Annotated in this window: 20 protein-coding genes and 1 tRNA gene; 12 read left to right on the top strand and 9 right to left on the bottom strand. The window is 59.7% G+C overall.

The genetic code is table 11. From position 1 onward, the window contains the following. The first annotated feature begins 37 nt into the window (after positions 1-37). On the top strand, positions 38-562 hold the full coding sequence (locus ACK509_RS07715; RefSeq protein WP_410765900.1) for a metallophosphoesterase: 525 nt from the start codon (positions 38-40) through the stop codon (positions 560-562). Positions 563-761: 199 nt separating this feature from the next. Here ACK509_RS07715 and ACK509_RS07710 read toward each other — a convergent pair whose 3' ends face one another. Next, positions 762-1,694, bottom strand: a complete 933-nt coding sequence (locus tag ACK509_RS07710) for an ArsR/SmtB family transcription factor (protein ID WP_410765899.1) — start codon at positions 1,692-1,694, stop codon at positions 762-764. Between the two features lie 96 nt (positions 1,695-1,790). Here ACK509_RS07710 and ACK509_RS07705 point away from each other — a divergent pair, with 96 nt between their 5' ends. The 3 genes from ACK509_RS07705 to ACK509_RS07695 are packed head-to-tail and all read left to right on the top strand — an operon-like array spanning position 1,791 to position 3,469. After that, positions 1,791-1,958 carry a hypothetical protein gene (locus ACK509_RS07705; RefSeq protein ID WP_410765898.1) on the top strand — a complete coding sequence of 56 codons (168 nt, stop codon included), beginning with the start codon at positions 1,791-1,793 and terminating at the stop codon, positions 1,956-1,958. Between the two features lie 42 nt (positions 1,959-2,000). Further along, complete coding sequence (locus tag ACK509_RS07700; protein ID WP_410765897.1) at positions 2,001-3,197, top strand: anion permease; 1,197 nt, start codon at positions 2,001-2,003, stop codon at positions 3,195-3,197. Next, complete coding sequence (locus ACK509_RS07695) at positions 3,194-3,469, top strand: hypothetical protein (RefSeq protein WP_410765896.1); 276 nt, start codon at positions 3,194-3,196, stop codon at positions 3,467-3,469. Before ACK509_RS07700 ends, ACK509_RS07695 begins: the two co-directional genes overlap by 4 nt. A 27-nt stretch (positions 3,470-3,496) precedes the next feature. On the opposite strand, the gene ACK509_RS07690 is transcribed toward ACK509_RS07695, so the two are convergent. Beyond that, positions 3,497-4,882: a hemolysin family protein gene (locus ACK509_RS07690; RefSeq protein ID WP_410765895.1), complete on the bottom strand. Its 1,386-nt coding sequence runs from the start codon at positions 4,880-4,882 to the stop codon at positions 3,497-3,499. A gap of 208 nt (positions 4,883-5,090) precedes the next feature. Here ACK509_RS07690 and ACK509_RS07685 point away from each other — a divergent pair, with 208 nt between their 5' ends. From ACK509_RS07685 to ACK509_RS07675, 3 genes are read left to right on the top strand one after another with little or no spacing between them, the layout of a single operon-like run. Then, the gene (locus ACK509_RS07685; RefSeq protein ID WP_410765894.1) at positions 5,091-5,354 is read left to right on the top strand and encodes a glutaredoxin family protein; all 264 of its coding nucleotides are present in this window, start codon (positions 5,091-5,093) and stop codon (positions 5,352-5,354) included. Beyond that, positions 5,354-5,860 (top strand): redoxin domain-containing protein, encoded by a 507-nt coding sequence (locus tag ACK509_RS07680; protein WP_410765893.1) that lies wholly within the window; start codon positions 5,354-5,356, stop codon positions 5,858-5,860. Before ACK509_RS07685 ends, ACK509_RS07680 begins: the two co-directional genes overlap by 1 nt. 45 nt (positions 5,861-5,905) lie before the next feature. Beyond that, positions 5,906-6,496: an L-threonylcarbamoyladenylate synthase gene (locus ACK509_RS07675; RefSeq protein ID WP_410765892.1), complete on the top strand. Its 591-nt coding sequence runs from the start codon at positions 5,906-5,908 to the stop codon at positions 6,494-6,496. Here ACK509_RS07675 and ACK509_RS07670 read toward each other — a convergent pair. Further along, the gene (locus tag ACK509_RS07670) at positions 6,493-7,152 is read right to left on the bottom strand and encodes a hypothetical protein (protein WP_410765891.1); all 660 of its coding nucleotides are present in this window, start codon (positions 7,150-7,152) and stop codon (positions 6,493-6,495) included. The genes ACK509_RS07675 and ACK509_RS07670 overlap by 4 nt on opposite strands. 97 nt (positions 7,153-7,249) lie before the next feature. On the opposite strand from ACK509_RS07670, the gene ACK509_RS07665 reads away from it, so the two are divergent. The 3 genes from ACK509_RS07665 (at position 7,250) to ACK509_RS07655 (ending at position 9,832) form a co-directional block, all read left to right on the top strand. After that, entirely contained in the window at positions 7,250-8,851 is a 1,602-nt protein-coding gene (locus ACK509_RS07665; protein ID WP_410765890.1) for a spermidine synthase, read from the top strand. 61 nt (positions 8,852-8,912) lie between these two features. Next, positions 8,913-9,140, top strand: coding sequence for a hypothetical protein (locus ACK509_RS07660; protein ID WP_410765889.1), 228 nt, complete (start codon positions 8,913-8,915; stop codon positions 9,138-9,140). 452 nt (positions 9,141-9,592) lie between these two features. Next, positions 9,593-9,832, top strand: a complete 240-nt coding sequence (locus tag ACK509_RS07655; protein WP_410765888.1) for a hypothetical protein — start codon at positions 9,593-9,595, stop codon at positions 9,830-9,832. Positions 9,833-9,910: 78 nt separating this feature from the next. Here the strand turns inward: ACK509_RS07655 and ACK509_RS07650 are convergent, their stop codons facing one another. Beyond that, on the bottom strand, positions 9,911-10,798 hold the full coding sequence (locus ACK509_RS07650; protein ID WP_410765887.1) for a phosphotransferase family protein: 888 nt from the start codon (positions 10,796-10,798) through the stop codon (positions 9,911-9,913). A 246-nt stretch (positions 10,799-11,044) separates the two neighbouring features. On the opposite strand from ACK509_RS07650, the gene ACK509_RS07645 reads away from it, so the two are divergent. After that, a complete protein-coding gene (locus tag ACK509_RS07645) occupies positions 11,045-12,910 on the top strand; it encodes an SLC13 family permease (RefSeq protein WP_410766263.1) in 1,866 nt (621 codons plus the stop codon). 32 nt (positions 12,911-12,942) lie between these two features. Here ACK509_RS07645 and ACK509_RS07640 read toward each other — a convergent pair whose 3' ends face one another. Continuing rightward, positions 12,943-15,690 carry a PAS domain S-box protein gene (locus ACK509_RS07640; RefSeq protein ID WP_410765886.1) on the bottom strand — a complete coding sequence of 916 codons (2,748 nt, stop codon included), beginning with the start codon at positions 15,688-15,690 and terminating at the stop codon, positions 12,943-12,945. A 173-nt stretch (positions 15,691-15,863) separates the two neighbouring features. Here ACK509_RS07640 and ACK509_RS07635 point away from each other — a divergent pair, with 173 nt between their 5' ends. Beyond that, positions 15,864-16,532: a hypothetical protein gene (locus ACK509_RS07635; protein WP_410765885.1), complete on the top strand. Its 669-nt coding sequence runs from the start codon at positions 15,864-15,866 to the stop codon at positions 16,530-16,532. Between the two features lie 460 nt (positions 16,533-16,992). Here the strand turns inward: ACK509_RS07635 and ACK509_RS07630 are convergent. From ACK509_RS07630 to ACK509_RS07615, 4 genes are all read right to left on the bottom strand, one after another. Then, positions 16,993-17,065 (bottom strand) — tRNA-Pro (locus ACK509_RS07630). 49 nt (positions 17,066-17,114) lie between these two features. Further along, positions 17,115-18,971 carry an SLC13 family permease gene (locus ACK509_RS07625; RefSeq protein WP_410765884.1) on the bottom strand — a complete coding sequence of 619 codons (1,857 nt, stop codon included), beginning with the start codon at positions 18,969-18,971 and terminating at the stop codon, positions 17,115-17,117. A 96-nt stretch (positions 18,972-19,067) separates the two neighbouring features. After that, positions 19,068-21,122: a DEAD/DEAH box helicase gene (locus ACK509_RS07620; RefSeq protein ID WP_410765883.1), complete on the bottom strand. Its 2,055-nt coding sequence runs from the start codon at positions 21,120-21,122 to the stop codon at positions 19,068-19,070. A gap of 21 nt (positions 21,123-21,143) precedes the next feature. Next, the gene (locus ACK509_RS07615) at positions 21,144-21,542 is read right to left on the bottom strand and encodes a cupin domain-containing protein (protein ID WP_410765882.1); all 399 of its coding nucleotides are present in this window, start codon (positions 21,540-21,542) and stop codon (positions 21,144-21,146) included. Positions 21,543-21,629: the final 87 nt, after the last annotated feature.

The following is a 21,629-nucleotide window of genomic DNA, read 5'->3' as shown; positions in this document are numbered from 1 at the left end:
TCGATACGTTTCAGTCCCCTCGGTTTCTATACCGAGTATGCTCGTCCTCGTCTCCGACACCCACAGCACAGACTCCCACCGACTCTCTGGACGGACGCTCGAAGCCGTCCGCGAGGCCGACCTCGTCGTCCACGCTGGTGACTTCATGCGCGAATCCGTTCTCGACGCCTTCATCGACGAATCGTCGCAGTTGCTCGCCGTCTACGGCAACAACGACGACGCCGGAATTCGTGAGCGCGTCCCAGAAGCCCGCAACTTCACCTACGGCGGCGTCGAGTTCGCCATGACACATACACGTCGCGGTGGCGCAACCGCGCTCACGCTCTTCGGCCGCGAACGCGGTGCAGACGCCGTCATCTTCGGACACAGCCATCGACCGACGTTCGACGCGACGGGTGCGATTCCACTCCTCAATCCGGGAAGTCACGCCCAGCCACGCGGTAATCGAAAAGCACACGCAGAACTCGAACCGCTTCCGGACGGTGGCCTTCGCGGGCGACTCGTAACGGTCGATGGCTCGGTGTTCAAACGATTCACACTCGAACCGCACGGACGTAACTGAAAACGGCGTGGGAGGGCCGAAAAATCAGCGGGGCAGGTTGTGAAAACCTGTGGGGGCAGCTCGAGACTCCGACGCTGAGACGACGGGGGCAGGGGGCAACAGCGGGGTGGAACGAACCGTCGTCCGGCGGGCGTGAAGCCTCGTATTTACTCAGTAGACAGCGAGGCCCAAATACACACCGTAAGCTCAAATGGGCGTTTTAGTTACGGACGAGTCCGAGTCCAATCCACAGACAGAGGACCGTCACACCACCGAGGAAGAACAGGAGTCCGGGCGAGAGACTGGCGATAGTTTCGCCGATTCCCGGTGCGCCGCTCGTGAGCGCCATCGCCGTATCGGTGGCCTGCTGGGTCGCCTCTGGTGTGGGTGTCGGGGTTGCAGTAGCGGCCTGTTCCGTCATGGTTCGCGTCGCTTCGACTGCCTCTTCGGTGACCGCCTGTGTCGCCTCGGATGTCGTCGTCGCCTCCGCGATACTGTATCCACCATCGCCGCTCGATTCGGCCACCGTTTCGGCGGCGGTCGTCGGCGACGGTGTTGCAGTCGGCGTCTGTGTCGCTGTCGTCGCTGCATCGGTCGCCGTCTCGTTCCCGCCGGTGGACACCTGGTACGTGCCGTCTCCGCTCGCGGCCCCACCTGACTCCTCGCTTGCGCCGCTTGTCGCAACGAACGGGAAGATGTTCCCCGACTCCGCAAGCCGATTTATTACTGCCGCGCCGATGCCGAGGACGCCGACACCGCCGATGAGTTGTGAGAGTGCGCTTTTCAGCCCCGTCGTCTCGTCTGAGCGTCCGGCGACGACGACGAGCGCCCGGTCAGCGGGACCGAAGACGTTCATCTCGCGTCCTTTCTCGGAGTAGCGCATATCGACGACTTCGATGAGTCCGGCCTCTTCGAGGTTGCCGAGGTGGTACTGGACGTTCTGGAGCGACGTGTCCACCTTGTTCGAGAGGTCGGTCGCCGTCGCGGGCGATTCGTGAAGGTTGGAGAGGACGCTCCGAGCGGTCGAAGAGGAGATGGCGGCGAGTAACTCGTCGGCCTCGTCGCTGTCGAGACCGATGACGCGAGGGTCACGGTCGTCGGGTGCGTCGGGACCGTCGTCAGGGCCGGAAGAGGAGGGCAGGAGGTCGGCCATTGTTCGTCCGTACTCGGATGTTCCTGATGAGTGTTCGTGTTATTCTGCGTCCGCACGCCGAAATGGATATACGGTGGGGCCTCGGATTCCCGCCACATGACTCGCCCCTTGTTCGTAGACGGCGTCATCGACTTTCTCGCGGGTGACCCTGTGTTCACGGGGTTGCTCGTGGCGATGTTGCTCTTCGTCTTCTTCGGCTATCTTCTCGTCCGCCGGACGCTCTTGGGGTTACGAGAGGGATTCGACGAGGGACGCCGCCGTTGATATGACTGGACACAGCCGATTTTCAGGCTACGGAGACGTACTGTGGTAGCCGCTGCAACGCTTCTCGCGTTCGTCGTCGCCGCACTCGCCAGTCTCTTTATGGCGTGGGCAATCGGCGCTGGGTCGTCGGGCTCGACCCCGTTCGCGCCCGCAGTCGGTGCCAACGCCATCTCGGTGATGCGCGCCGGGTTCATCGTCGGCGTCCTCGGATTTCTCGGCGCAGTGTTACAGGGTGCGAACGTCACGAACGCCGTTGGCCGCGAACTCATCGGCGGTGTCGTCCTCACCGCCCCCGCCGCCGTCGTCGCTCTCTTGACCGCTGCGACCCTCGTCGCAGTCGGCGTCTTCGCGGGCTATCCAATCGCAACCGCGTTCACCGTCACGGGCGCGGTTATCGGCGTCGGCTTCGCACTGGGCGGGACTCCTGTTTGGCCCAAGTACCAGCAGATCGTGACGCTCTGGGTACTGACGCCATTCGTTGGCGGCGGTGTCGCGTACGCGACTGCCCGCGCACTCAGAAGTGACAGAATCTCCGAAACGTGGCTCGTCCCCGTTCTCGCCGGTGTCGTTGGCATTCTCGTCGCCAACATGGAGTTTGCGTCGCTCGGCCCGCCCGGTGAATCGGCGTCGATTGCTCGTATCACCGCGCTGTCGTTGGTGGGCGACGGGTCCGCACACCTGCTTTGGCTTGCCACCGTCTCGTTGCTCGTCGGTCTCGCCGGAACCGCGCTCGTCGCTCGCTGGATGGTGACCGACGAAAATCGCGCACAGCGGCGCTTTTTACTCGTCCTCGGCGGCCTCGTCGCGTTCTCTGCCGGTGGGAGTCAGGTCGGCCTCGCAATCGGCCCGCTCGTTCCCTTGCTCGACGCAGTAACCGTCCCGCTTCCCGCCCTGCTCGTCGGTGGTGGACTTGGGTTGCTTATCGGGTCGTGGACTGGTGCGCCACGCATGATTAAGGCGCTCGCACAGGACTACTCGACTCTCGGCCCACGGCGGTCGATTGCCGCGATGATTCCGTCGTTCGCTATCGCACAGACCGCAGTCGCACTCGGCGTGCCCGTCTCGTTCAACGAAATCATCGTCAGCGCAATTATCGGGTCGGGATACGCCGCCGGAAGTGCGGGTGTCTCGAAGCGAAAGATGCTCTACACCGTCCTCGCGTGGGTGGGGTCGCTCGCCCTCGCACTGGGTGTGGGATACGGCGTCTTTACACTCGTGTCGGGCATACTCCCGGTGTGAACGGTCGCAATCTTCAGGCTGACCTGGCGACGCTATTTGCGGCCCTCTGGGCTATCTTCGGTGTCTATCACATCGGGATGGCCATGGTCACAGGCATCTCGATTCGCGGATTCACTTTCGGCACAGTCGGGTTGGGAGCGTTCTTTCTCGCAATTCGGTTTCGGGCGCGTTCGAGTCGCCTCCGCCGAAACGTCGAGGCTCGGCGCGAACTCGTCTTTCTGACGCTCGTGTCGCTCGCGCTAATTTTGCTGTCGTTTACGCTCCTCGGCTGAGGAGTGTAGAAAGAGTGTGGTTCGAATCTACGCGTCGGGTTCGACTTCGGCCTCTTCTTCTTCTTCGTCGTCGTCGTCGAGACCAATGTTCGTCTCGATGCGCGCTTTCATGATGCGCGTGTTATCGACTTCTTCGATGCCGATTATCACGTCGTCGTAGGTGAGTTCTTCGCCCTCTTCGACGAGACGGCCCGCGCGGTTGAAGATGAATCCGGCGAGCGTCTCGAACTCTTCGCCCTCCGGGAGGTCGATTTCGAGTACTTCGTTCACTTCGTCGATGTTGACCTCGCCGCGGACGAGGAAGGTGTTCTCGCTAATCTCCTCGAACGGTTCTTCCTCGTCGCCTTCGAGGATGTCGCCGACGATTTCTTCGACCATGTCTTCGAGCGTGATGAGGCCCTCAGTGGTCCCGAACTCGTCGATGACGATGACCATCTGCATCCGCGTGTCCTGCATCTCGGCCATCAGTTCGTCCACGTTCTTCGACTCGGGGACGTGCAGGGTCGGCGAGACGATGTCTGCGAGTTTCACGCCGCGTTCGCCGTAGTACTTCTCACGGACGAGGTTGCGGATGTTGACGATGCCGATGACGTTGTCGAGGTTGCCGTCGTAGACGGGCACGCGTTCGTGGTCCGCCTGCACACACGTCTCGATTGCCTCGTCGATAGTGGCGTCTTTCGGCACGGCGGTCATGTCGAGACGAGGCGTCATGACCTCCTTCGCGATGGTCTTGTTGAACCGGAAGATGCGGTCCAGCATCTCGCGTTCTTCTTCTTCGATGACACCCTCGCGCTCGCCCGTCTCGATGAGATTTTGAATCTCGTCACGAGTGACGTACGTCGCTTCGATTGCAGTCTGTCCGCCCGTGATGCGGTTGATGAGCCTCGTCAGGTAGTCGAAGACGATGACCAGCGGCATCAAGAATAACTCGGCGTACTTGAGCGGGCGCGCGATGCGAAGCGACCACGACTCGGTGTGCTCGACGGCGTAGGACTTCGGCGCGCTCTCGCCGAACAGCAAGACGAGCGTCGTGATGCCGAGCGTCGAGATGAGTACGGACTGGCCGGGCGAGAAGTCGAGGACGGCCAAGAGTCCCGTGGCGAGCGCCGACATCGCGATGTTGACGACGTTGTTGCCGACGAGAATCGTGACGAGCAGACGGTGTGGGTCCTCTTTCAGTGCTTTGACTCGCTCCGCACCGGGAACGCCGTCTTCGACGAGGGAATCGACGCGGTGCTTTGCGAGCGAGAACATCGCGATCTCGGAAGACGAGAAGAACGCCGAGAGGGCGATGAGAATGAGAATCGCAATCGAACCAAGGATTGCAATCGTGAAATCGTCCAGCGGCACGTTCGAGGCCTGTATGGCCGCGATTTTGGTGGCTGGGAGCATATGAAGCGGCGACAAACCCATGTAACTACGAACACTTGCGCGGGGGCGAAATTAAGGGTTACTCCTTGCCAGACGGTGGCTGATGTCCATCGATTCGAGACTATGCTATGACATAGAGTGTCAGACTCGCTCGTTCCCACCAGTTCAGCGGAGCATCGACGTGACCGATATTGCGGCGCGGATGCCCGCGAGCGAAGCGCTTAGGCGACAGGATTTCTAATCGTGTGCCATGTCCGACGACCAGCCTGCGATTACCCTGTATCGGTTGCAGGCGTGCCCGTACTGCGAGCGAGTCGTTCGTGTACTGAACGAGAAGGGACTCGACTACCAATCGCGGTTCGTCGAACCGATGCACGCCGACCGGAACGTCGTCAAGCGTGTTTCCGGCAAGCGCAGCGTCCCAGCCATCGTAGACGAGAACACCGGCGTCACCATGTCTGAGTCGGCGAACATCGTCGAGTACCTCGAAAACACCTACGAGGAGGCCGCATAATGGTCGATTTCGACATCGTCGAACTCCCCGAACACGACGCACCTGGCGTCGGTGAGACGGCCCCGGACTTCACGCGACCACTCGTCAACCAAGAGTTCTGGGAAGACGCGTCACTGTCGGACCTTACCGACGAAGAACCAGTTCTACTCGTCTTCCATCCGATGGATGGCGCGTTCCCCACGACGTACGTCTGGAACAACCTGCGTGACCATGGCGTCCTCGAGGAGATTCGAACGGTGGGAATCTCGATTTCGTCGCCCTATGAACACAAGACGCTCCTCAAAGAGCGCGACGTCGATGCACAGGTCTTCTCGGACCCCGCTGCTGGCGTCGCCACCGAGTACGGTCTCGAACACGACCTCGACGCGATGAACGGCATCACGGAGCATCGACCCGCAGTGTTCCTCCTCGACGAGGACCGAGAGATTCAGTACCAGTGGGTCGCCGAGACGTGGCCGGACTTCCCCGACTACGACGAGGTTGCCGACGCGGTTTCCAGCCTGTAACCGCGCTTCGTCACGCTTTTTCTGACCGCTCACATCCGTCTCGATATGAGTGACGACATCGTGACGCAGGCCGCGAGTGCGATTCAGCACGGCGAGGCCGTCGTCTACCCGACCGAGACCGTCTACGGGATGGGTGCCGACGCGACGAACGCTACGGCTGTCGAACGCGTCTTCGAAATCAAAGGACGGAGCCGCGACAAACCACTCTCTGCGGGATTCCCTGATGTCGATGCCGCACTGGAGTACGTCGTCGCAACCGACCGCGAGGAAGCTTTCATGCGTCGGTTCCTCCCCGGTCCGGTGACCGTCGTCGTCGAACGCCGCGAGTCGCTTCCGGACGTTCTCGTCGGCGGCCGCGACCGGGTCGGTGTCCGTATTCCCGACCACGAACTCGCACAGCGACTCTTCAGTGAGGCCGGAACACCCGTCACCGCGACGAGCGCCAATCGCTCGGGAACTGGCTCGATTACGCACCCCGACCAACTCTCCGACGAAATCCGTGAACAGGCCGCTGTCGTCGTCGACGGCGGTGATGCCCCCGGAACTGAGAGTACGGTCGTGGACCCCGGACAGGGAATCATCCACCGTCACGGTGCGATGGCCGACGAGATTGCGGCGTGGTTGGACGAGCATTAGAACCCCAAGAGCGACTTCAACGACCGCGTTTTTACTCCACACATCGTCCGGTACTCGCACGACTCACACTTCGCTGAGTTCCCGAGTCGCGGCGGCACGAAATCCAGTGTTCGAGCAATCGTGAGCGCCCGCCGATAGGCCGCCGTGTTGTGAACCGTGAGCCGAACCGTTCGGACGATGCCGTAGGCTGGATACTCCACGATGGCCCGCTCGACTGCTTCTTCGCGCTCCCACGCGAGCGCCTTCGCCAGTCCGACTGCGCGAACTCGCTGTGGTTCCCATACGCCGCGTTCCGGTGGTTCGCCGGGCGAGACGAGTACTGGAATCGGTGGGTCACCGACGAGTTTGTGGGCGATACCGCGGCAGTCTTTCCCGGTCACGAGTGTGTCGCGGGCGAGTGGGTCGGTGATGTCGTCCCACACGTCTCGGTCGCGGAGTCGAGTGAGATTCGCTCGGTAGGTCGTTGGCGACGATGCAACCGGCGAACTTCGGAGTTCCTCGTCGCTCGCGGCGAGCAACTGTGGGTACTCGAACGCGAGGGTGCGAATCGAACTGACTTCGGGCGGTGGCGCTCGCTCGTCGTCCTGTCGCGCATAGTAGAGTTGACGCGGACAGTACGCGGCCCGAGCGAGTTCCGAGAGTGGAACCAACGACACGGCGGGTTTGGTCCCGTCATCTGGTATGAAGCTTCGGGCGGCATCGCTCGTTTTCCGCCGTTGTGTGGTTTATTACCTGTCTCTCCCTACGTGTGCCATGGCAGAGACGCCCTCCCTTTCGTCCATGCAGTTGACGCGCCCCGAGTTGGCGGTGTTCGTCTCCGGCGTCGCCAGCATGGGCCTGGAGATTCTCGCGGGACGACTCATCGCTCCGGAGTTCGGCAGTAGTATCTACACGTGGGGAAGCATCATCGGCGTCTTTCTCGCCGCGCTGAGCCTCGGCTACTATCGCGGCGGAAAACAAGCGGCGGTGCGGGCATCGAATCCCCGACTTGCCCGCCTGTTCGTTGCGACTGCGTTCTACGTGGCCGGGTTGATTCTCTTCGGCGAACTGATGTTGCAGTCACTCGCTGGGATTCCGCTTCCGAGTCGATTCGCGTCGCTCCCCGCGATTACCGTCCTCTTCGGGCCGCCGACCTACTTGCTGGGTTTCGTCAGCCCCTACGCCGCCGAACTGTCCGACCAAACCAACGTCGGTGCCGCTTCGGGTCACGTCTACGCTGTCGGCACGATTGGAAGCATTGTCGGCGCGTTCGCCACGACGTTCTTCCTCATTCCGACGCTCAGCGTCGCCGAAATTGGACTCATCTTCGGCCTGCTCTCGGTCGTAACGGCGCTCGCACTGCTTCGACCGAACATCGGTGGCGACGAAGCAGTCTGGAGCATCGCCGTGACGATACTCCTCGTTGCGGGCGCGGTCACGGGCGGTATCGGCCTCGACACCGCCGGAAACTCCGTCTATCATACCCAGACTGCGTATCAAGAGCTCCGCGTCGTCGATTCCGGCGGCACACGAACGCTCTATCTCGACGGCCAACCCCACAGCGCGATGGACCTCGACCAACCAACGCGGCACGTCTTCGACTACACGTCGCACTTCCATACGCCATTTCTCTACTCCGAGGACGTAGAGCGCGTACTCTTCGTCGGTGGCGGCGGGTTCACCGGCCCGCGGGTGTTTCTCGAAACCTACCCGAACGTGACCGTGGACGTGGTCGAAATCGACCCCGAAGTCGTCTCGACTGCCAAACAGTACTTCGCTATCGAAGAGTCTGACCGCCTCAACATCTACACGATGGACGGTCGCCGGTACCTCGAAGAGACCGACGAGACGTACGACGTCATCGTCCTCGACGCCTACCGGAAAGACAAGGTGCCGTTCGAACTCACCACCGTCGAATTCATGCAACTCACCGCCGACCGCTTGGACGAAGATGGCGTCCTCGTCGCCAACGTCATCTCTGCCCCGAGCGGCCCGGCCTCTCAGTTCTACCGCGCCGAGTACAAGACGATACAGCAGGTCTACCCGCAGGTCTACAGTTTCCCCACCGTGGGCGGTGTCGTCGTCCAGAACATCGAAGTCGTGGCCACGAAAGATTCGACGCTCGTCACCAGTGAAGAACTCCAAGCACGGAACGAACGCCGTGATATCGGCATCGACCTCTCGTCTGAGATTTCGTCCTACCGTAACAGCGAACCGACCGACGACGTGCCGATATTGCGTGACGACCGCGCGCCCGTCGATAGCCTGCTGGACCCGATGGTCGGCCAGCGATACGTCATCGCTCGCTCGAACGAGACTGACACGAACACGAGTGGGTCGAACACGACGCTGATTCGCCCCGTACAGTTCGGATAGCGTCGGTTAGTAGCTTGGACGAAGAACGGTGTCTCGACTGTTCTACAGGGGAAGACCAGCTATGCGACAGGGGAGCCAACTATGGCCAACCGTCTGGCAACTCGTCTTGATGGGCATCCATCAACCGAAGCAATGGCTCGATTTCACTGAACCGAGGGCCACGTTCAAGCGTCTCTGTTTCTCCATCCCAGTCGATGAACCGGTGATTGTTCAGTTTGGGAAGATGGGTGTGGATAAGTTTGAGTCGAAGTATATCGGGTTCATTACGCTCATGCGCGAGCAGATTTAGTTTGATTCCTCTGTTGGCTTCTGCTTGGGGAGTCACGAGTGCCCAGAGAATTCGACGACGGTACTCATTGCTGAGGATGTCGAACAGTTCACTGAGTGGAGTTGCTGTGGTTGTGCCGTTCATATATTCACACCGAATGGGTTTTGTGGAACTGTTCGCTAGCCGTGCGTCCCACGCGACCATCGCGCGAAGAGAAAAGGGAAGGTGCTGAGCGGAGTATTCCGCTTCAAGTGGCCTTCTCGGTGAGAACCAAACGCGTACTATTCGAGTTCCGTGTCATACGATAGTTTCTCACGGGGTAAGTAGCTGTTGCAGAGTGAGCGAATTCATACTAACGCAGGTCACTGTCACGTCCTTGCGCTGGACTCTGAGAGAATTGGATTGTACACGCCTTCGGCGTCGGCCCAACACAGCATAACGAGTGTTAACCGCCTGTAACGTCAACCGTCTGTATGTCACACTACAAGGCTACGTTCGCCATCGACTCAAAATCGGATTTGTACGCTGTACAACGGATGCTCGAACAAGTGTACGACACCGTTCGAGAAGAGTCTCGGCACGTCGAAGCGGGGACAGACGACGGAAGCAAACTCCTTCAGGAGTTCAACGTGCTTCGAGACGCGGTCCAGCGCCCATCGACAGGCAAACTGACGATTACCTACGAACGCTACGGCGATGAACTCGGTAATTGAGGGTGCGAACAATTCTCTCTTTAACTCTGTTCGATTGAGTACTGCCCGGTGAGTAATCGGACTCGGCCACGACGACACCTACAGTTCGGCGAGTCGGCGCTCCATCTCGGCTTCGACCGACGTGGTGAACTCGGACTCGGGTTCGTCCACTAACTCCAACCACTTGTCGATGTAGCCACTGACGCCGAGGAACCGGACTGCTTCGTAGATGGGCTTGCGCTCGGCGTATCCGCGAGGGAGGTCTCCTGCGACCGACCGATATCCGTCGTGCAGTGCGGAGACGAGGTGTTCCGGGTCGGACGACCGAAACGAGCCGAACTGTTGGCTCTGCGCTCGGTGTAGTTCGCGGGCAGGGTCGCCGATGTGGGTGATTTCCCAGTCCAAGAACCCGGTTTCGTCGTCTCTCTGGAAGGAGTTCGGTTGTGCCGGGTCGCCGTGAACGAGTGTCGCCGGTGCGGCGTCCAACACGTCACGATTCCGCAAGACGGCGTCTTTCACTCGGTCGAAGTGAGCGTCGAATCTGTCGTCTGAGGCGAGTCCACGCATCTGCTCGATTCGGCCAGAAAGCACGTCTGCCCACTGCCCACGCTCGAATTCGAGTTCGTTTGGACCGCCACCGACGATGTTCCCGTGGGCGTCGAACGTCATCGAGTGTACTCGGGCCAGTGCCGCCCCAACACTTCGGATAAGTTCGGTTTTGTCTCCGTCGTCCCACAGTTCCAAGACGACCTGCCCATCGACCGGTGCTGTCACGAGATACGGGATTTCGTGGTCTGGGTCGTGTGCGACGACGTTCGGTGTGGGAACCAACTCATCGGCCCCAACACGCTCGATAACTGCGCGCTCGCGGGCGATTCGGGTACTATCGCCGTCGACCGAGATTTTGGCGAAGACGTGTGTCCCGTCTTCGAACTCGACACCAACCGTGTGGTTGCTGTCGTTCCACGACGGGCCGGTGGCGTGCATCTCGGCGATGTCGCGGACGGGGAACGCGTGAGCGAGTGCGGATGCGACGCGACTGTCCATAGGTGGTGCTGTACGTCGTTCGTGGTGTACCTTGTGGTGATGCCCCGGTGACACGTGGTGGTGCTGAAATCGTTTTAGTAACTTCTGAAAAAGTTTCTTTTAGCCTGCTCACGTCCTTCCGGTGTGCTTCCTGTCATTCAGTCACTACTACTGGGGACACTCGTTCTCGACAGAGTGACGTCGGGAATGCTCGTTGTCGGTGCGATTCTCGTGGCCGCAATCGTGTTGTTCGTCACGGAGTGGCTTCCAATCGACGTGACGGCGATTGCGGTGATGGTCGCGCTCATGGTGTTGGAACCATGGACAGAGATTTCTGTGTCTGAAGGTATCTCCGGCTTTTCGAGTCCGGCGACCATTACGGTTCTCGCCATGTTGATTCTCAGTGCGGGTATCAGTCAAACTGGACTCGTCCAGACACTTGGTCGACGAATTTCGCGATTCTCCGGCGAGAGCCTCACCCGGCAGTTGGCCGCGACAATCAGTGTCGTCGGTCCTGTCTCCGGTTTTATCAACAACACGCCAGTCGTTGCGATTCTGGTTCCCGTCATCTCTGATGTCGCACACAAAGGAAAGACGTCGCCATCGAAGCTTCTCATCCCGCTCTCCTACGCATCACAGTTTGGTGGGATGCTGACGCTCATCGGCACTTCGACCAACATCCTCGCCAGTAACACTGCGGCACGACTCTCGGAGACGTACCCTGAGTTACACCCCTTTTCGTTCTTCGAGTTCACCACGCTCGGGGTCATCGTGCTCGTCACCGGGTCGGTGTACCTCGTCACCGTTGGCCATCGCTTGCTCCCCGAGCGAATTCCACCCGAAGAGGACTACGTCGAAGAGTACGAGATGGAAGATTACCTCTCTGAGGTCATCGTCGAAGAGGCGTCATCCATCGTGGGTCAGACTGTCGAAGAGATAATCGACCCCGAGATGTTCGACGCCCACATTCTTCAGCTCATCAGAGACGGCGAGCGCTTCTCTGACCCGCTAGGCGCGAAAGAGATACGCCCCGGTGACATGCTCTTGATTCGCGCCAGCAGAGAGACACTTCAACGTCTCGCTGTCGCCGACGACCTAACGATTCGGAGTTCGATTGACACGGCGTCAGATATCGAGTCACCACAGACGCTTCAGAGCATCCTCGAGGTCGTTATCCCAGTTCGTTCGACACTCGTCGGGGAGACACTCGATAGTTCGACCTTCCGCGAGCGATACGACGCAAACGTCCTCGCGCTACGTAGCCGTGGCGAGGTGTTTCGTGACCGACTCGAAGGACTTCGAATCCGTGCCGGTGACACACTGCTCATCCAAGCCGACTCAGGTAGTATCGACCGACTCGCACAGAACCGGGATTTCATTCTCGCCCAAGAGGCCCCGGAACCGGGCTATCGAACCGAGAAAATCCCCCACGCAATCGCCATCATGGTGGGTGTCGTCGGCTTTGTTGCGGTTCCGTGGGCCGCAGTCGGCGAGTCACTCGCGTCGGTGACTGGTCTACCACAGTTCCTCCTTCTCGCCGGGTTCCAACAGGATATCCTCGTTACTGCGCTGGCAGGAGTCGTCGCTATGGTCGTCGCCGGTGTGCTCAAACCCAACGAACTGTACAGCTCTGTGGATTGGAACGTCATCTTCCTCCTCGCTGGCGTGATTCCACTCGGCATCGCCCTCGAACAGACCGGAGCGGCGACACTGCTCGGAACCGGCGTCGCTGCCGCCGCGAACGTGTTTCCCGTCATCGTCGTCCTTTGGTTGTTCTACATTGCAACCGGCCTCGTCACCGAAGTTATCAGCAATAACGCGAGCGTGGTACTCATGATTCCCGTCGCTGCGGCCGCCGCAACGACGATTGGTGCGAGTCCGTTTTCGTTCGTCCTCGCGGTGACGTTCGCCGCTTCAACGTCGTTTCTCGGCCCTATCGGTTATCAGACGAACCTGTTCGTCTACGGTCCCGGCGGCTACAAATTCACAGACTACTTTCGCATTGGTGCACCGCTTCAATTACTGCTTTCTGTCGTCACCGTCGCAGGTATCGCGTTGATTTGGGGTGTGTGAGACCATCCCTCTCCTCGGGTGTTTCACCCTCGTCAGCTCAGCAACGAGTCGAACACTTTCCGCTCGGCAGTTCGGAGGTGTTGGTGGAACGTCGAGGGGCTGATGTCGAGCAATTCTGCGATATCTTCGCCCGAACTAGCTCGTGGCCACTCGAAAAAGCCAGCGTGGAAACTCGCTTCGAGGCTGGCGCGCTGGCGGTCGGTTAGTTCGTTGGTCAGCGTATCCTCGACGTCTGGTTCGAGCCGGTTCACCTGCCGCCGCGCGGTCATCTTGGTCCCTGGATACGCCGTCTGCACCACGTCGGTGATGGCTCGAACGTCTGTACCGGGCGGTAAGTGGAAACGAAGGTGAATCGTCCCATCGACGATACGTGATTCGACTACCTCACCGCCTTGTTCGGCGACTTCGGAAGTGACCGGTGCTTTCGAGAGTGAGATTTGGAACGTTTGCTCTCCTGAGGCAGACTCGCTGAGCGAGAGTTCGTCCCACCCCGAATTGGCCTCGAAGAGCTTTTTCAGTGCATCGAGGCCCTCGTCTGTGACTGTTCCGTAGGCGAGATATTGTTCCTCGCTCACCTCGACCGTTTTCTCGATCGTGACCGTCCCCTCCAGTTCCGACGAGATACCGAGTATCTCCCCAAAGTCAGGCGTTCGGAACTGAAGCTCGACGACTTCTTGGCTCATCAGTGCCCGCTTGCGCTCGATACTCGCAAACGAGTGACCGATGAGTTCTCCGAGGTGCGTGATCGCTCCCCGTTCGTCGTCGCCAAACGCACCGATTCGGTCCGTCGAAACTGTCAACACGCCGAATATAAGTCCCTCGTGGACGATGGGAATGCAGACGGTGGACCGAACCTGACTTTCGGTGAGGAGCGTCCGGAATAACTGGTCGGCAACATCGGCCGTGTCTGTCTTGCCTTGCATCCATTCGTCGGCAGCATCGTTGTGTCTGACTTGGACCGTTTGGGTTTGAAGTGCGTCGGCGACCATCTCACCGTAGGCCGTGCGACGTTCCGCATCGATAGAGAGGTCCATTCCCGAAATCTCGCCGCATCCCGAAGTCGCTTTGATGCGAACGCTATCGAGCGAGCGTTCGAGTTCTCCAATCCACGCGAATTGAGTGGTTTCAGTATCGGCGAATCGGTCACAGACTACCTGTTCGACCTCTGCTCGGGTCGATTGACTGATGACGGCGTCCGTGATGCCGTGAATGACGTCGTTCAGGTCGTTCAGTGCGACGAGTTGTTCGCGCCGACGTTCGAGTTGTCGCTCGCGCTCACGTCGCCGAGTCGTATCGCGGACCACACCAACGGTTCCGCCAAACAGGTCGTCGTTCGCTTTGCTCTCGGCTTTCGGTAACGGCGTAAACCGACTCTCGGCGTAGAATTGAGACCCGTCCGCCCGCTCGATTTCGGCTTCGAGCATCGCGTGGTCGTCGTTGCCGACCAGCGAGCGTGACCAGTCGGCCGCTTGCTTCGAAATTTCTTCGCCGACGACGAGCGAACAGTGCGCACCGAGCAACTCCGACCGACTGTACCCCATCATCTCACTGTAGGCCTGGTTGACTTTGGTGAAGTGATAGTCTTCGTCGAGGACGTACACCCCGTCGTCGATGGTTTCGACGATGGTCTCGTAATGTTCGAGTTGGCGCTCGTACTCCTGTCGATTAATCGCTGCGGTGAGAATGTGAGCGACCGATTGGACGAAGTTCACGTCGTGGTCGGTGAACGTTTTTCGCTCACAGTCGTGCGTTCCGAGAATTCCCCACGGGTCGTCGAATGGACCGATGATCGTACTGATTCCACTCAACACCTCGTGCGACGTCAGTAACTCAGGCCCGCTAAATCGACGCTCTTCGCTGAGGTCTTCGACGACGACCGGTTGTGCTGTTTGGAGGGTGTAGGCCGCCTGTGAGTCGTCTTCGGTGGCTGAGACACTCACGTGGCCGACGATACCGTCGTCCCACCCTGTTCCTTGCCGAAGTAACAGTTCCTCGTTCGACGCATCGAGTTCGAGGACCTTGCAGTAGTCGTTGCCGAGTGTGTCGGCGACGACGGTCGATACTCGCTGCATCAGACGGTCGATATCGCGGGATTCGAGCGCGAGGTGACCGAGTTCGGTAATGACTTCTTGCTGGCGAACCTGCGTTTCGATCTCTCGCTGGCGCTGTTTGCGTTCTCGGATGTCGCGGACGACGCCGACGCGACCGTATCTGTCGTCCCCCAGCGGAAGAAGCGCAAACTGGGTCTCTACCGGAATCTCTTGGCCGTCTTTCGTGACGAGCGTCGTCTCGACGGTCGTGACGCCGTCACCGAGTTCAACGAGGTCGTCACGTCGTCGCTCGGCCAACGCGAGGTCCGCTTCCGTCGTGACGAGCGACCCGTGTGCGCCGAGGAGTTCCGAACGGTCGTATCCAGTGAGTTCACACTCTGCTCGGTTCACCATGAGAAATCGACTCTCGTCGTCGACGATGTAAACGCCGTCTCCAATGGTTTCGATTGCTGCCTCGTACCGTGCGAGTTCACGGTTGTCTCTCGCGTCTCCGTTACTTGTTGTGGCCGTATCCAACGACGGACGCCACCAGACACGCCCGCGTGCCCCGACCTTTTTCGTTTCGAGCGCACCGGAATTGGCGAGTTGCTCTAATCGGTTGTACGCGGCGCGGCGGGTGCAATCGAGGTTGTCGCTCACCTCACGGGTCGTAAGCGGTTCACCGGGGTACTCAGTTCGCTCGAACACGGCGAGCGTCTCTGTAAGTCGCTCTTTACTTCCGCTCCCCATCGTAGTCCAGTGTCCTCGTCAACTCGCTTAGCTCTTCCGTCAACGGAAGCGGATTGTTGGAACATCTGATGAGTGGGTCGTCACACCCTTCTGTATAGTTAGCAAACACGGAATGAGTACCAAAATATTTGGGCGTCGGGGCTATTCGGAACGGCATCCACAAGCAAATAGCGATGAGCTCAGACTACCGACCGCACCCCCGACAGAATGCACTCAAACTGTGTGCGTGTTCGCCCTCCACGATTCGGGTCCTCGAAGAGCCCTTCCGACGGGCTATCTTGCGCGTGTTGCTGGAGCGAACCCCAGTTTCGACGACTGAACTGTCTTCGCTCCTCACGCTCGCACTCGCATCTGACATTTCGGATGGTAAGTCGCTGTCCCCTGACAGCGTTGCTATCGAACTCCATCACACCCACTTGCCAAAACTTGTGGCCGCCGGGCTGATAACCGTGGACGAAGACCGGGGTGTACTCTCTCTCCGGACACACCCCGACGTCGATGGCGGTCCACTCACCAAACAACGGCTGACGGCAGTTGGCCAAGCACAGTGGGACGTACTCGCCACGATCCACACTGATAGCCAACGGAGTGAACTCCTCAAACGACTCGACCAGTCTGAGGGAACCGAGACCCTGAGCGCAGTAGCGACAGCACTCGCCGAGGCGAATACGCCCGAATCTGTCCCCGCCTGCCCCGACGAGATTGCAATCTCTCTCCACCACTACCACCTCCCGGTCCTCGAGGAGGCTGGAGTGGTCACCTACGACGCTTCGGCCCACGAGATTTCGTACGCTGGAACAGAGCTATTCTCCCTCTCTGAACTCGCTTCAGCCCTCCGATAACGGAACTATCGAGTTCATTGCGTACAGGTCCCCACTGGCGCGCTTTGTGTTGACGACTTTTTGATTTTCTACACTCTCCAGCGTTCAGCGTACGCTGTCGGTACTCATGGTTAGTCGCTCGGCTGTCGTCCGAACCGGCCTATGTGGAGGGGACAAATTCTCGAGTACGAACGGTGTGGGCTACGCGTCGTTGCCGACGAAGGAGTGAGGCCACCCGGATTGTGAACCATGCCGAGACCTCACTTCGTTCGGTCTCGTCGGGTTCAAATCCGACTTTCGTCCACACACTGCGAACTCGGTGTCCCTCGTACACGCTACGCGATGCTCGGTAGGTGAGTTCGCATAGAAGTGGGACCGCCCGGATTGTGAACCTCAGTCGTTCCGCTTCGCTTCACTCCTTGGTTCAAACCGGTCGCTCGGATACGATTTACTCCTCACGTTTGTTCGTCGCAAAATCGGATGGGACCGCCCGGATTTGAACCGGGGTCACGGGCACCCAAGGCCCGAAGTATACCAGGCTAACCCACGGTCCCGCGTTTATTCGTCATGCCGTCTCGTTCTAAAGGGTTTCGTTCCGTCGTTTCAAACCAGTGGGAAGAAATACGCCACCCCGAGAGTCGTTACAACCGCGAATACCAGTTGGAGCGGTCCTCCAACGCGGATATAGTCCGTGAACTTGTAGCCGCCGGGACCGTAGACGAACAGATTCGTCTGATACCCAACGGGCGTCATGAACGCCGTCGATGCCGCGAACATGACCGCGACGACGAACGAGAACGGTCGCGCGCCCAACGTCGTCGCCGCTTCGATAGCGACTGGAATCATGAGTACGACACTCGCGTTGTTCGAGATGACGTTCGTCAAGAGGGCGGTCACGAGGTAGAACACGCCCAAGACGGCGAGTAGTGGGAGGAAATCGCCGGTCATGACGACCATCGACGCGAGCAACTCTGCGGCCCCCGAGTTCTCCATCGCGATGCCGAGGGGGATGACCCCGGCGAGGAGAAAGATAACGTCCCATTGGACGGCGTCGTACAGTTCGGTCGGGCGAAGACATCGGGTCACTACCATCAACAGTGCGCCGAGAAGCGCCGCGACGACGATTGGGAGGATATCGAGCGCGGCGAGACCGACGACGCCCGCGACGATACCGAGTGCGACTGGAATCTTTCCGTCTCGGTAGTCGTGGCGTTCGATTTCTTGGGCGACGATGAAGTCTCGATTCAGGTCGAGGCGTTCGACACTCTCGACGGTCGCCTGTACCAGCAGGGTGTCACCGACGCGGAGCGGAAGATTGTCCATGCGACGGCGAATGAGTTCGCCACCACGCCGGACAGCGAGGACTGTCGCGTCGTAGCGTTGGCGGAAACCCGCGGACGCGAGCGACTCGCCAACGAGCGACGAACCGGGTGCGACGACGACTTCGACGAGGTTCTGCCCTTTATCGGCAATTTCGAGGTCGTCTTCGGTGACCGTGATGGGCATGAGGTCGAGCCCCTCGACGTCGATGAGGTTGACGAGCGTGTTGCGGTCGGTCCTGACCGTGAACACGTCACCTGCTTGGATTTCTTTCGGCCCGAGTGGTTCGAGAAACACCGTCTCGCCGCGAATCAGTTGGAGCAAGTCGACGTCGAATTCCGTCTCGACGAGCGCCTTTTGCACCTGTTGTCCGATGAGTGGCGAGTCGGCGCGGACGACGACTTCCGTCAGGTAGTCTGCCATCTCGAACTCTTCTGTGAGGTCACGGCGCGGTTCGATGCGCATGGGAGTGAGCGTTCGCCCGACAGTCAGCAAGTAGACCATGCCGACGACCATCACGACCGCACCGAGCGCAGTGAACTCGAACATCGAAAACCCCGCTTCGCCTGTAATCCGCGAGTATACGTCGCTTGCAAGGATGTTCGTGGAGGTGCCGATGATCGTCAGCATGCCTCCGAACATCGAGGCGTACGAGAGCGGCAAGAGTAGTTTCGAGGGCGAGGTCCCGCCGCGTTCTGCGAGGTCGGTCACCATCGGGAGTAAGATAGCGACTGCGGCGGTGTTGTTGATAAAGCCGGAAATCGGCCCGACGAGACCGACAGTCGCACCGAGTTGCTTCAACTCGCTGTTGCCGGTGAATGTTGATATCTTCGCGCCGAGCATCTGGATAACGCCGGTTCGCTGGATGCCCTCGCTCAGAATGAACATCGCAAGCACCGTCAGTGTCGCCGTGTTCGCAAAGCCAGATAGTGCGTCGCCGGGGTACGACTCGAACAGCACGATTGGCTCTGCGAGTATGCCAACGGAGACCAGCGCCGCTGACGCCGGTTGGATGAGCATGAGCGTCACCATAATGCCGATTGCCGTCACGTCAACCGGAACCGGCTCGGTTGCAAACAACAGCAAGGCGAGAATGATAACGAGAAAGACGACGACGATACCCGGCGTAATCCCTACCACGCGCAGAGGGACGCGCTGGCACCCGAAAAGCGTGGCGGCATTGTGACCACTCCACACCGACAGCTCAGAAAACGTGACCGGCCGAAAACTGCTCTCTTATCGGCCTTCGTCGGCCAGTTCGAGGTCGGCAACGATATCGTAGGGCGACAAGCCATTTCGGATGCCGTTGAGGATGCGGAAGGCGTCGGCAGGCGAGAGGAAGTGCGACGTAATCGCGCGACCGAGCGGCGTCGGTTGGAGTCCATCGATGAAGTCCCATTCGAGCAGTTTCCCGACTGCGTGGGTGGTTGGGACATCGCCGAGCATCCTATCGTTGAGCGATTTTGCTTTCTTCCCGGCGACGACGATGTTTGCTAAGGTCTCTTCGACCGCCGAAGACTCGTCGTACACTGTTCGAACCTCCTCCATCTCGCCTTTCAGGAGTTTGAACGCGACTTCGTCTTCGGTCATCTCCATCGTGTTGTGATAACTCGCGTCGGGTTCGACGAGGAGATAGACGGTCCCTCTGTCGTGGTAGTCGGGTCGACCTGCCCGCCCAAGCATCTGGCTGAACTCTTGGACCGAGAGCCACTCGATACCCATCGCGAGCGTGTCGAAGATGACCTGCGAGGCCGGGAAGTCCACACCGGCGGCGAGCGCGGCGGTCGTGACGACTGCGGCGAGGTCCTGATTGGCGAACTGCCGTTCGACCCGCTTTCTGCGTTTGTAGTCCAACCCGGCGTGGTATGGCGCGGCGTTGTATTCGAGTTTACGCGAGATCTCGTGACACCGACGCCGCGAGTTGGTGAAGATAATCGTCTGCCCCCGGTAGCCTTTCGAGGACTTGGTGTCGAACGCCCGCTTGACGAGTCGGTTCTCAATTCGCGGTTTCTCCTGGCCGTTGGCGAACGTGACGTGGCGCTCGATTGGAATCGGGCGGTCTTCGTACTCGATGAGTTTGGCACGCAGATTCTCGCTCAGCCACTTCGGATTCCCGACGGTCGCAGAGAGGTAAATCCACTGTGCGCCGTCGTAGCCCTCGTGCTGACGAGTGCGCTTCTCGCAGTAGTACTTGAGCCGAGAAATCATCCCGTCGAGGCGGTGGCCGCGCTCTTCTTCTTTCAGGGTGTGGACCTCGTCGATGACGACGGTTCCGATGTCGCCGAGGTCTTTGCCCGTCCGGAGTGCGTGGTCGATACCTTCGTAGGTGCCGACGATAACGTCCGCGCCGGGGTCGAATCGGTTGCCGTCGTCGTTGATTCTGCTCGCGCCGACGCGAATCGTCACCTTCCCGAGGTGGCCGTAGCGTTCCTTGAAGTCCTCGTGTTTCTGGTTGGCGAGCGCGACGAGAGGGACCAGAAAGAGCATCTTCCCCTTGCCCTTGAGCATGCGGTCGATGCCCGCCATCTCACCGATGAGCGTCTTCCCTGTCGCCGTCGCACTCACGACGAGTTGGTCGTCGCCTTGGAGGAGGCCGTTGTTCACAGAGAGACTCTGTACCGGGAGGAGGGTGTCGAATCGTCCCGTCAGCATCGACTTCAGATTCGGATGGATATCCACGGAATCGGTTTCGACGAGGTCCACGTCCTCCGTCGTCGCACTGATGGTGTCGAACTTCGTGAGGTCGGGGTCCAACTCTCCTTGGAGGAGGTTCGTGATTTTCGTGAGGTCTTGGGTCTCGAAGAGGAGTTCTTCGAGGCGGTCCTGGGCCGCTCTCGTGAGGCCGCCAGCGAAGGAGAGTTCCTGTTCGAGTTCCTTGACGGCGCAGTCGTGGCAGATGTACTCGCGTTCGGCTTTGATGGCTGTATCGTCGGTAATCGGCGAGTAGCGACTGCTCGAAGAACACCGCCGACAGGTGCGGACGACGAGCGCCTCTAACTGGTAGCCGTCGAGCATCTCTTTCAGCTCTTGGCGGCCCGCCTGTGAGGTCTGTTGCGAGATGCGAATGCGCGATGCTGCGCGGGCGAGGTCGACGAACTTCGAGGGGTCGCGTGGGTCTTCCTGCCCCTTTCGCATGACGAGGAATCGCAGTGGACGCGGTCCGGCGTTCGTCTCTTTCAGTTCGAGTTTCCCGCGGAGTACCCGCTTGCCGTCTCGGCGGACGACGACGAGATAGTCTGCTCCCGTTTGGTGGAGAAAGAGCGTGTCCACGCGGGTGACCTGTTGAGACACGATAGGTGATATGGAGAGGGGCTATTTCAGCGGTTCGTCTGCGTCTTCGGCGAGAACGATTTCGTCGTCGCCGTTCGGGACCGCACAGAGGAACGAGCCTTCGTCGTCGGATTCGTTTCGATACCAGTGGACCACACCAGCAGGAATAAAGAGTGAGTCACCCGCTCCGACTTCGTACTCTTCGTCACCGATGCCAACGACGTAAGTTCCCGAGAGAACGTGTTGTTCGTGTTCGACTTCGTTGGTGTGCTTGGGCACTTCCGCACCAGCGTCGAGGACGAATCGGCGAATCGCGAAGTTCGGTGCGCCGTCCGCATCCGAGATGAGGACGCCCTTTTTCATCCCCGCGGCCGCGCCGACGGCGTCGTACTCGATGTCGTTGCCGCGTTTGACAACTGGGTTCGGTCGAGAATCGCTCATGTACTGCTAGGCATCACCGGCCCGCGTAAGCTTTCCCCTGTGAAACGAGCCTGATTGCTTAAGACCCTTCCACGGCTAGTAGCCGGT

Source organism: Haloferax sp. DFSO60 (assembly GCF_046557615.1).
Classification (GTDB): Archaea; Halobacteriota; Halobacteria; order Halobacteriales; family Haloferacaceae; genus Haloferax.
The sequence above is the reverse complement of the archived record's forward strand: the minus strand, read 5'-3'. Positions and strand labels throughout refer to the sequence as shown.

Excerpts from the sequence above, each read along its gene's own strand:
- ACK509_RS07715 (WP_410765900.1), top strand. The coding sequence starts at position 38 with ATGCTCGTCCTCGTCTCCGACACCCACAGCACAGACTCCCACCGACTC.
- ACK509_RS07710 (WP_410765899.1), bottom strand. The coding sequence starts at position 1,694 with ATGGCCGACCTCCTGCCCTCCTCTTCCGGCCCTGACGACGGTCCCGAC.
- ACK509_RS07705 (WP_410765898.1), top strand. The coding sequence starts at position 1,791 with ATGACTCGCCCCTTGTTCGTAGACGGCGTCATCGACTTTCTCGCGGGT.
- ACK509_RS07690 (WP_410765895.1), bottom strand. The coding sequence starts at position 4,882 with ATGGGTTTGTCGCCGCTTCATATGCTCCCAGCCACCAAAATCGCGGCC.
- ACK509_RS07685 (WP_410765894.1), top strand. The coding sequence starts at position 5,091 with ATGTCCGACGACCAGCCTGCGATTACCCTGTATCGGTTGCAGGCGTGC.
- ACK509_RS07680 (WP_410765893.1), top strand. The coding sequence starts at position 5,354 with ATGGTCGATTTCGACATCGTCGAACTCCCCGAACACGACGCACCTGGC.
- ACK509_RS07675 (WP_410765892.1), top strand. The coding sequence starts at position 5,906 with ATGAGTGACGACATCGTGACGCAGGCCGCGAGTGCGATTCAGCACGGC.
- ACK509_RS07665 (WP_410765890.1), top strand. The coding sequence starts at position 7,250 with ATGGCAGAGACGCCCTCCCTTTCGTCCATGCAGTTGACGCGCCCCGAG.
- ACK509_RS07660 (WP_410765889.1), top strand. The coding sequence starts at position 8,913 with ATGCGACAGGGGAGCCAACTATGGCCAACCGTCTGGCAACTCGTCTTG.
- ACK509_RS07655 (WP_410765888.1), top strand. The coding sequence starts at position 9,593 with ATGTCACACTACAAGGCTACGTTCGCCATCGACTCAAAATCGGATTTG.
- ACK509_RS07650 (WP_410765887.1), bottom strand. The coding sequence starts at position 10,798 with ATGCACGCCACCGGCCCGTCGTGGAACGACAGCAACCACACGGTTGGT.
- ACK509_RS07645 (WP_410766263.1), top strand. The coding sequence starts at position 11,045 with ATGCTCGTTGTCGGTGCGATTCTCGTGGCCGCAATCGTGTTGTTCGTC.
- ACK509_RS07640 (WP_410765886.1), bottom strand. The coding sequence starts at position 15,690 with ATGGGGAGCGGAAGTAAAGAGCGACTTACAGAGACGCTCGCCGTGTTC.
- ACK509_RS07635 (WP_410765885.1), top strand. The coding sequence starts at position 15,864 with ATGAGCTCAGACTACCGACCGCACCCCCGACAGAATGCACTCAAACTG.
- ACK509_RS07615 (WP_410765882.1), bottom strand. The coding sequence starts at position 21,542 with ATGAGCGATTCTCGACCGAACCCAGTTGTCAAACGCGGCAACGACATC.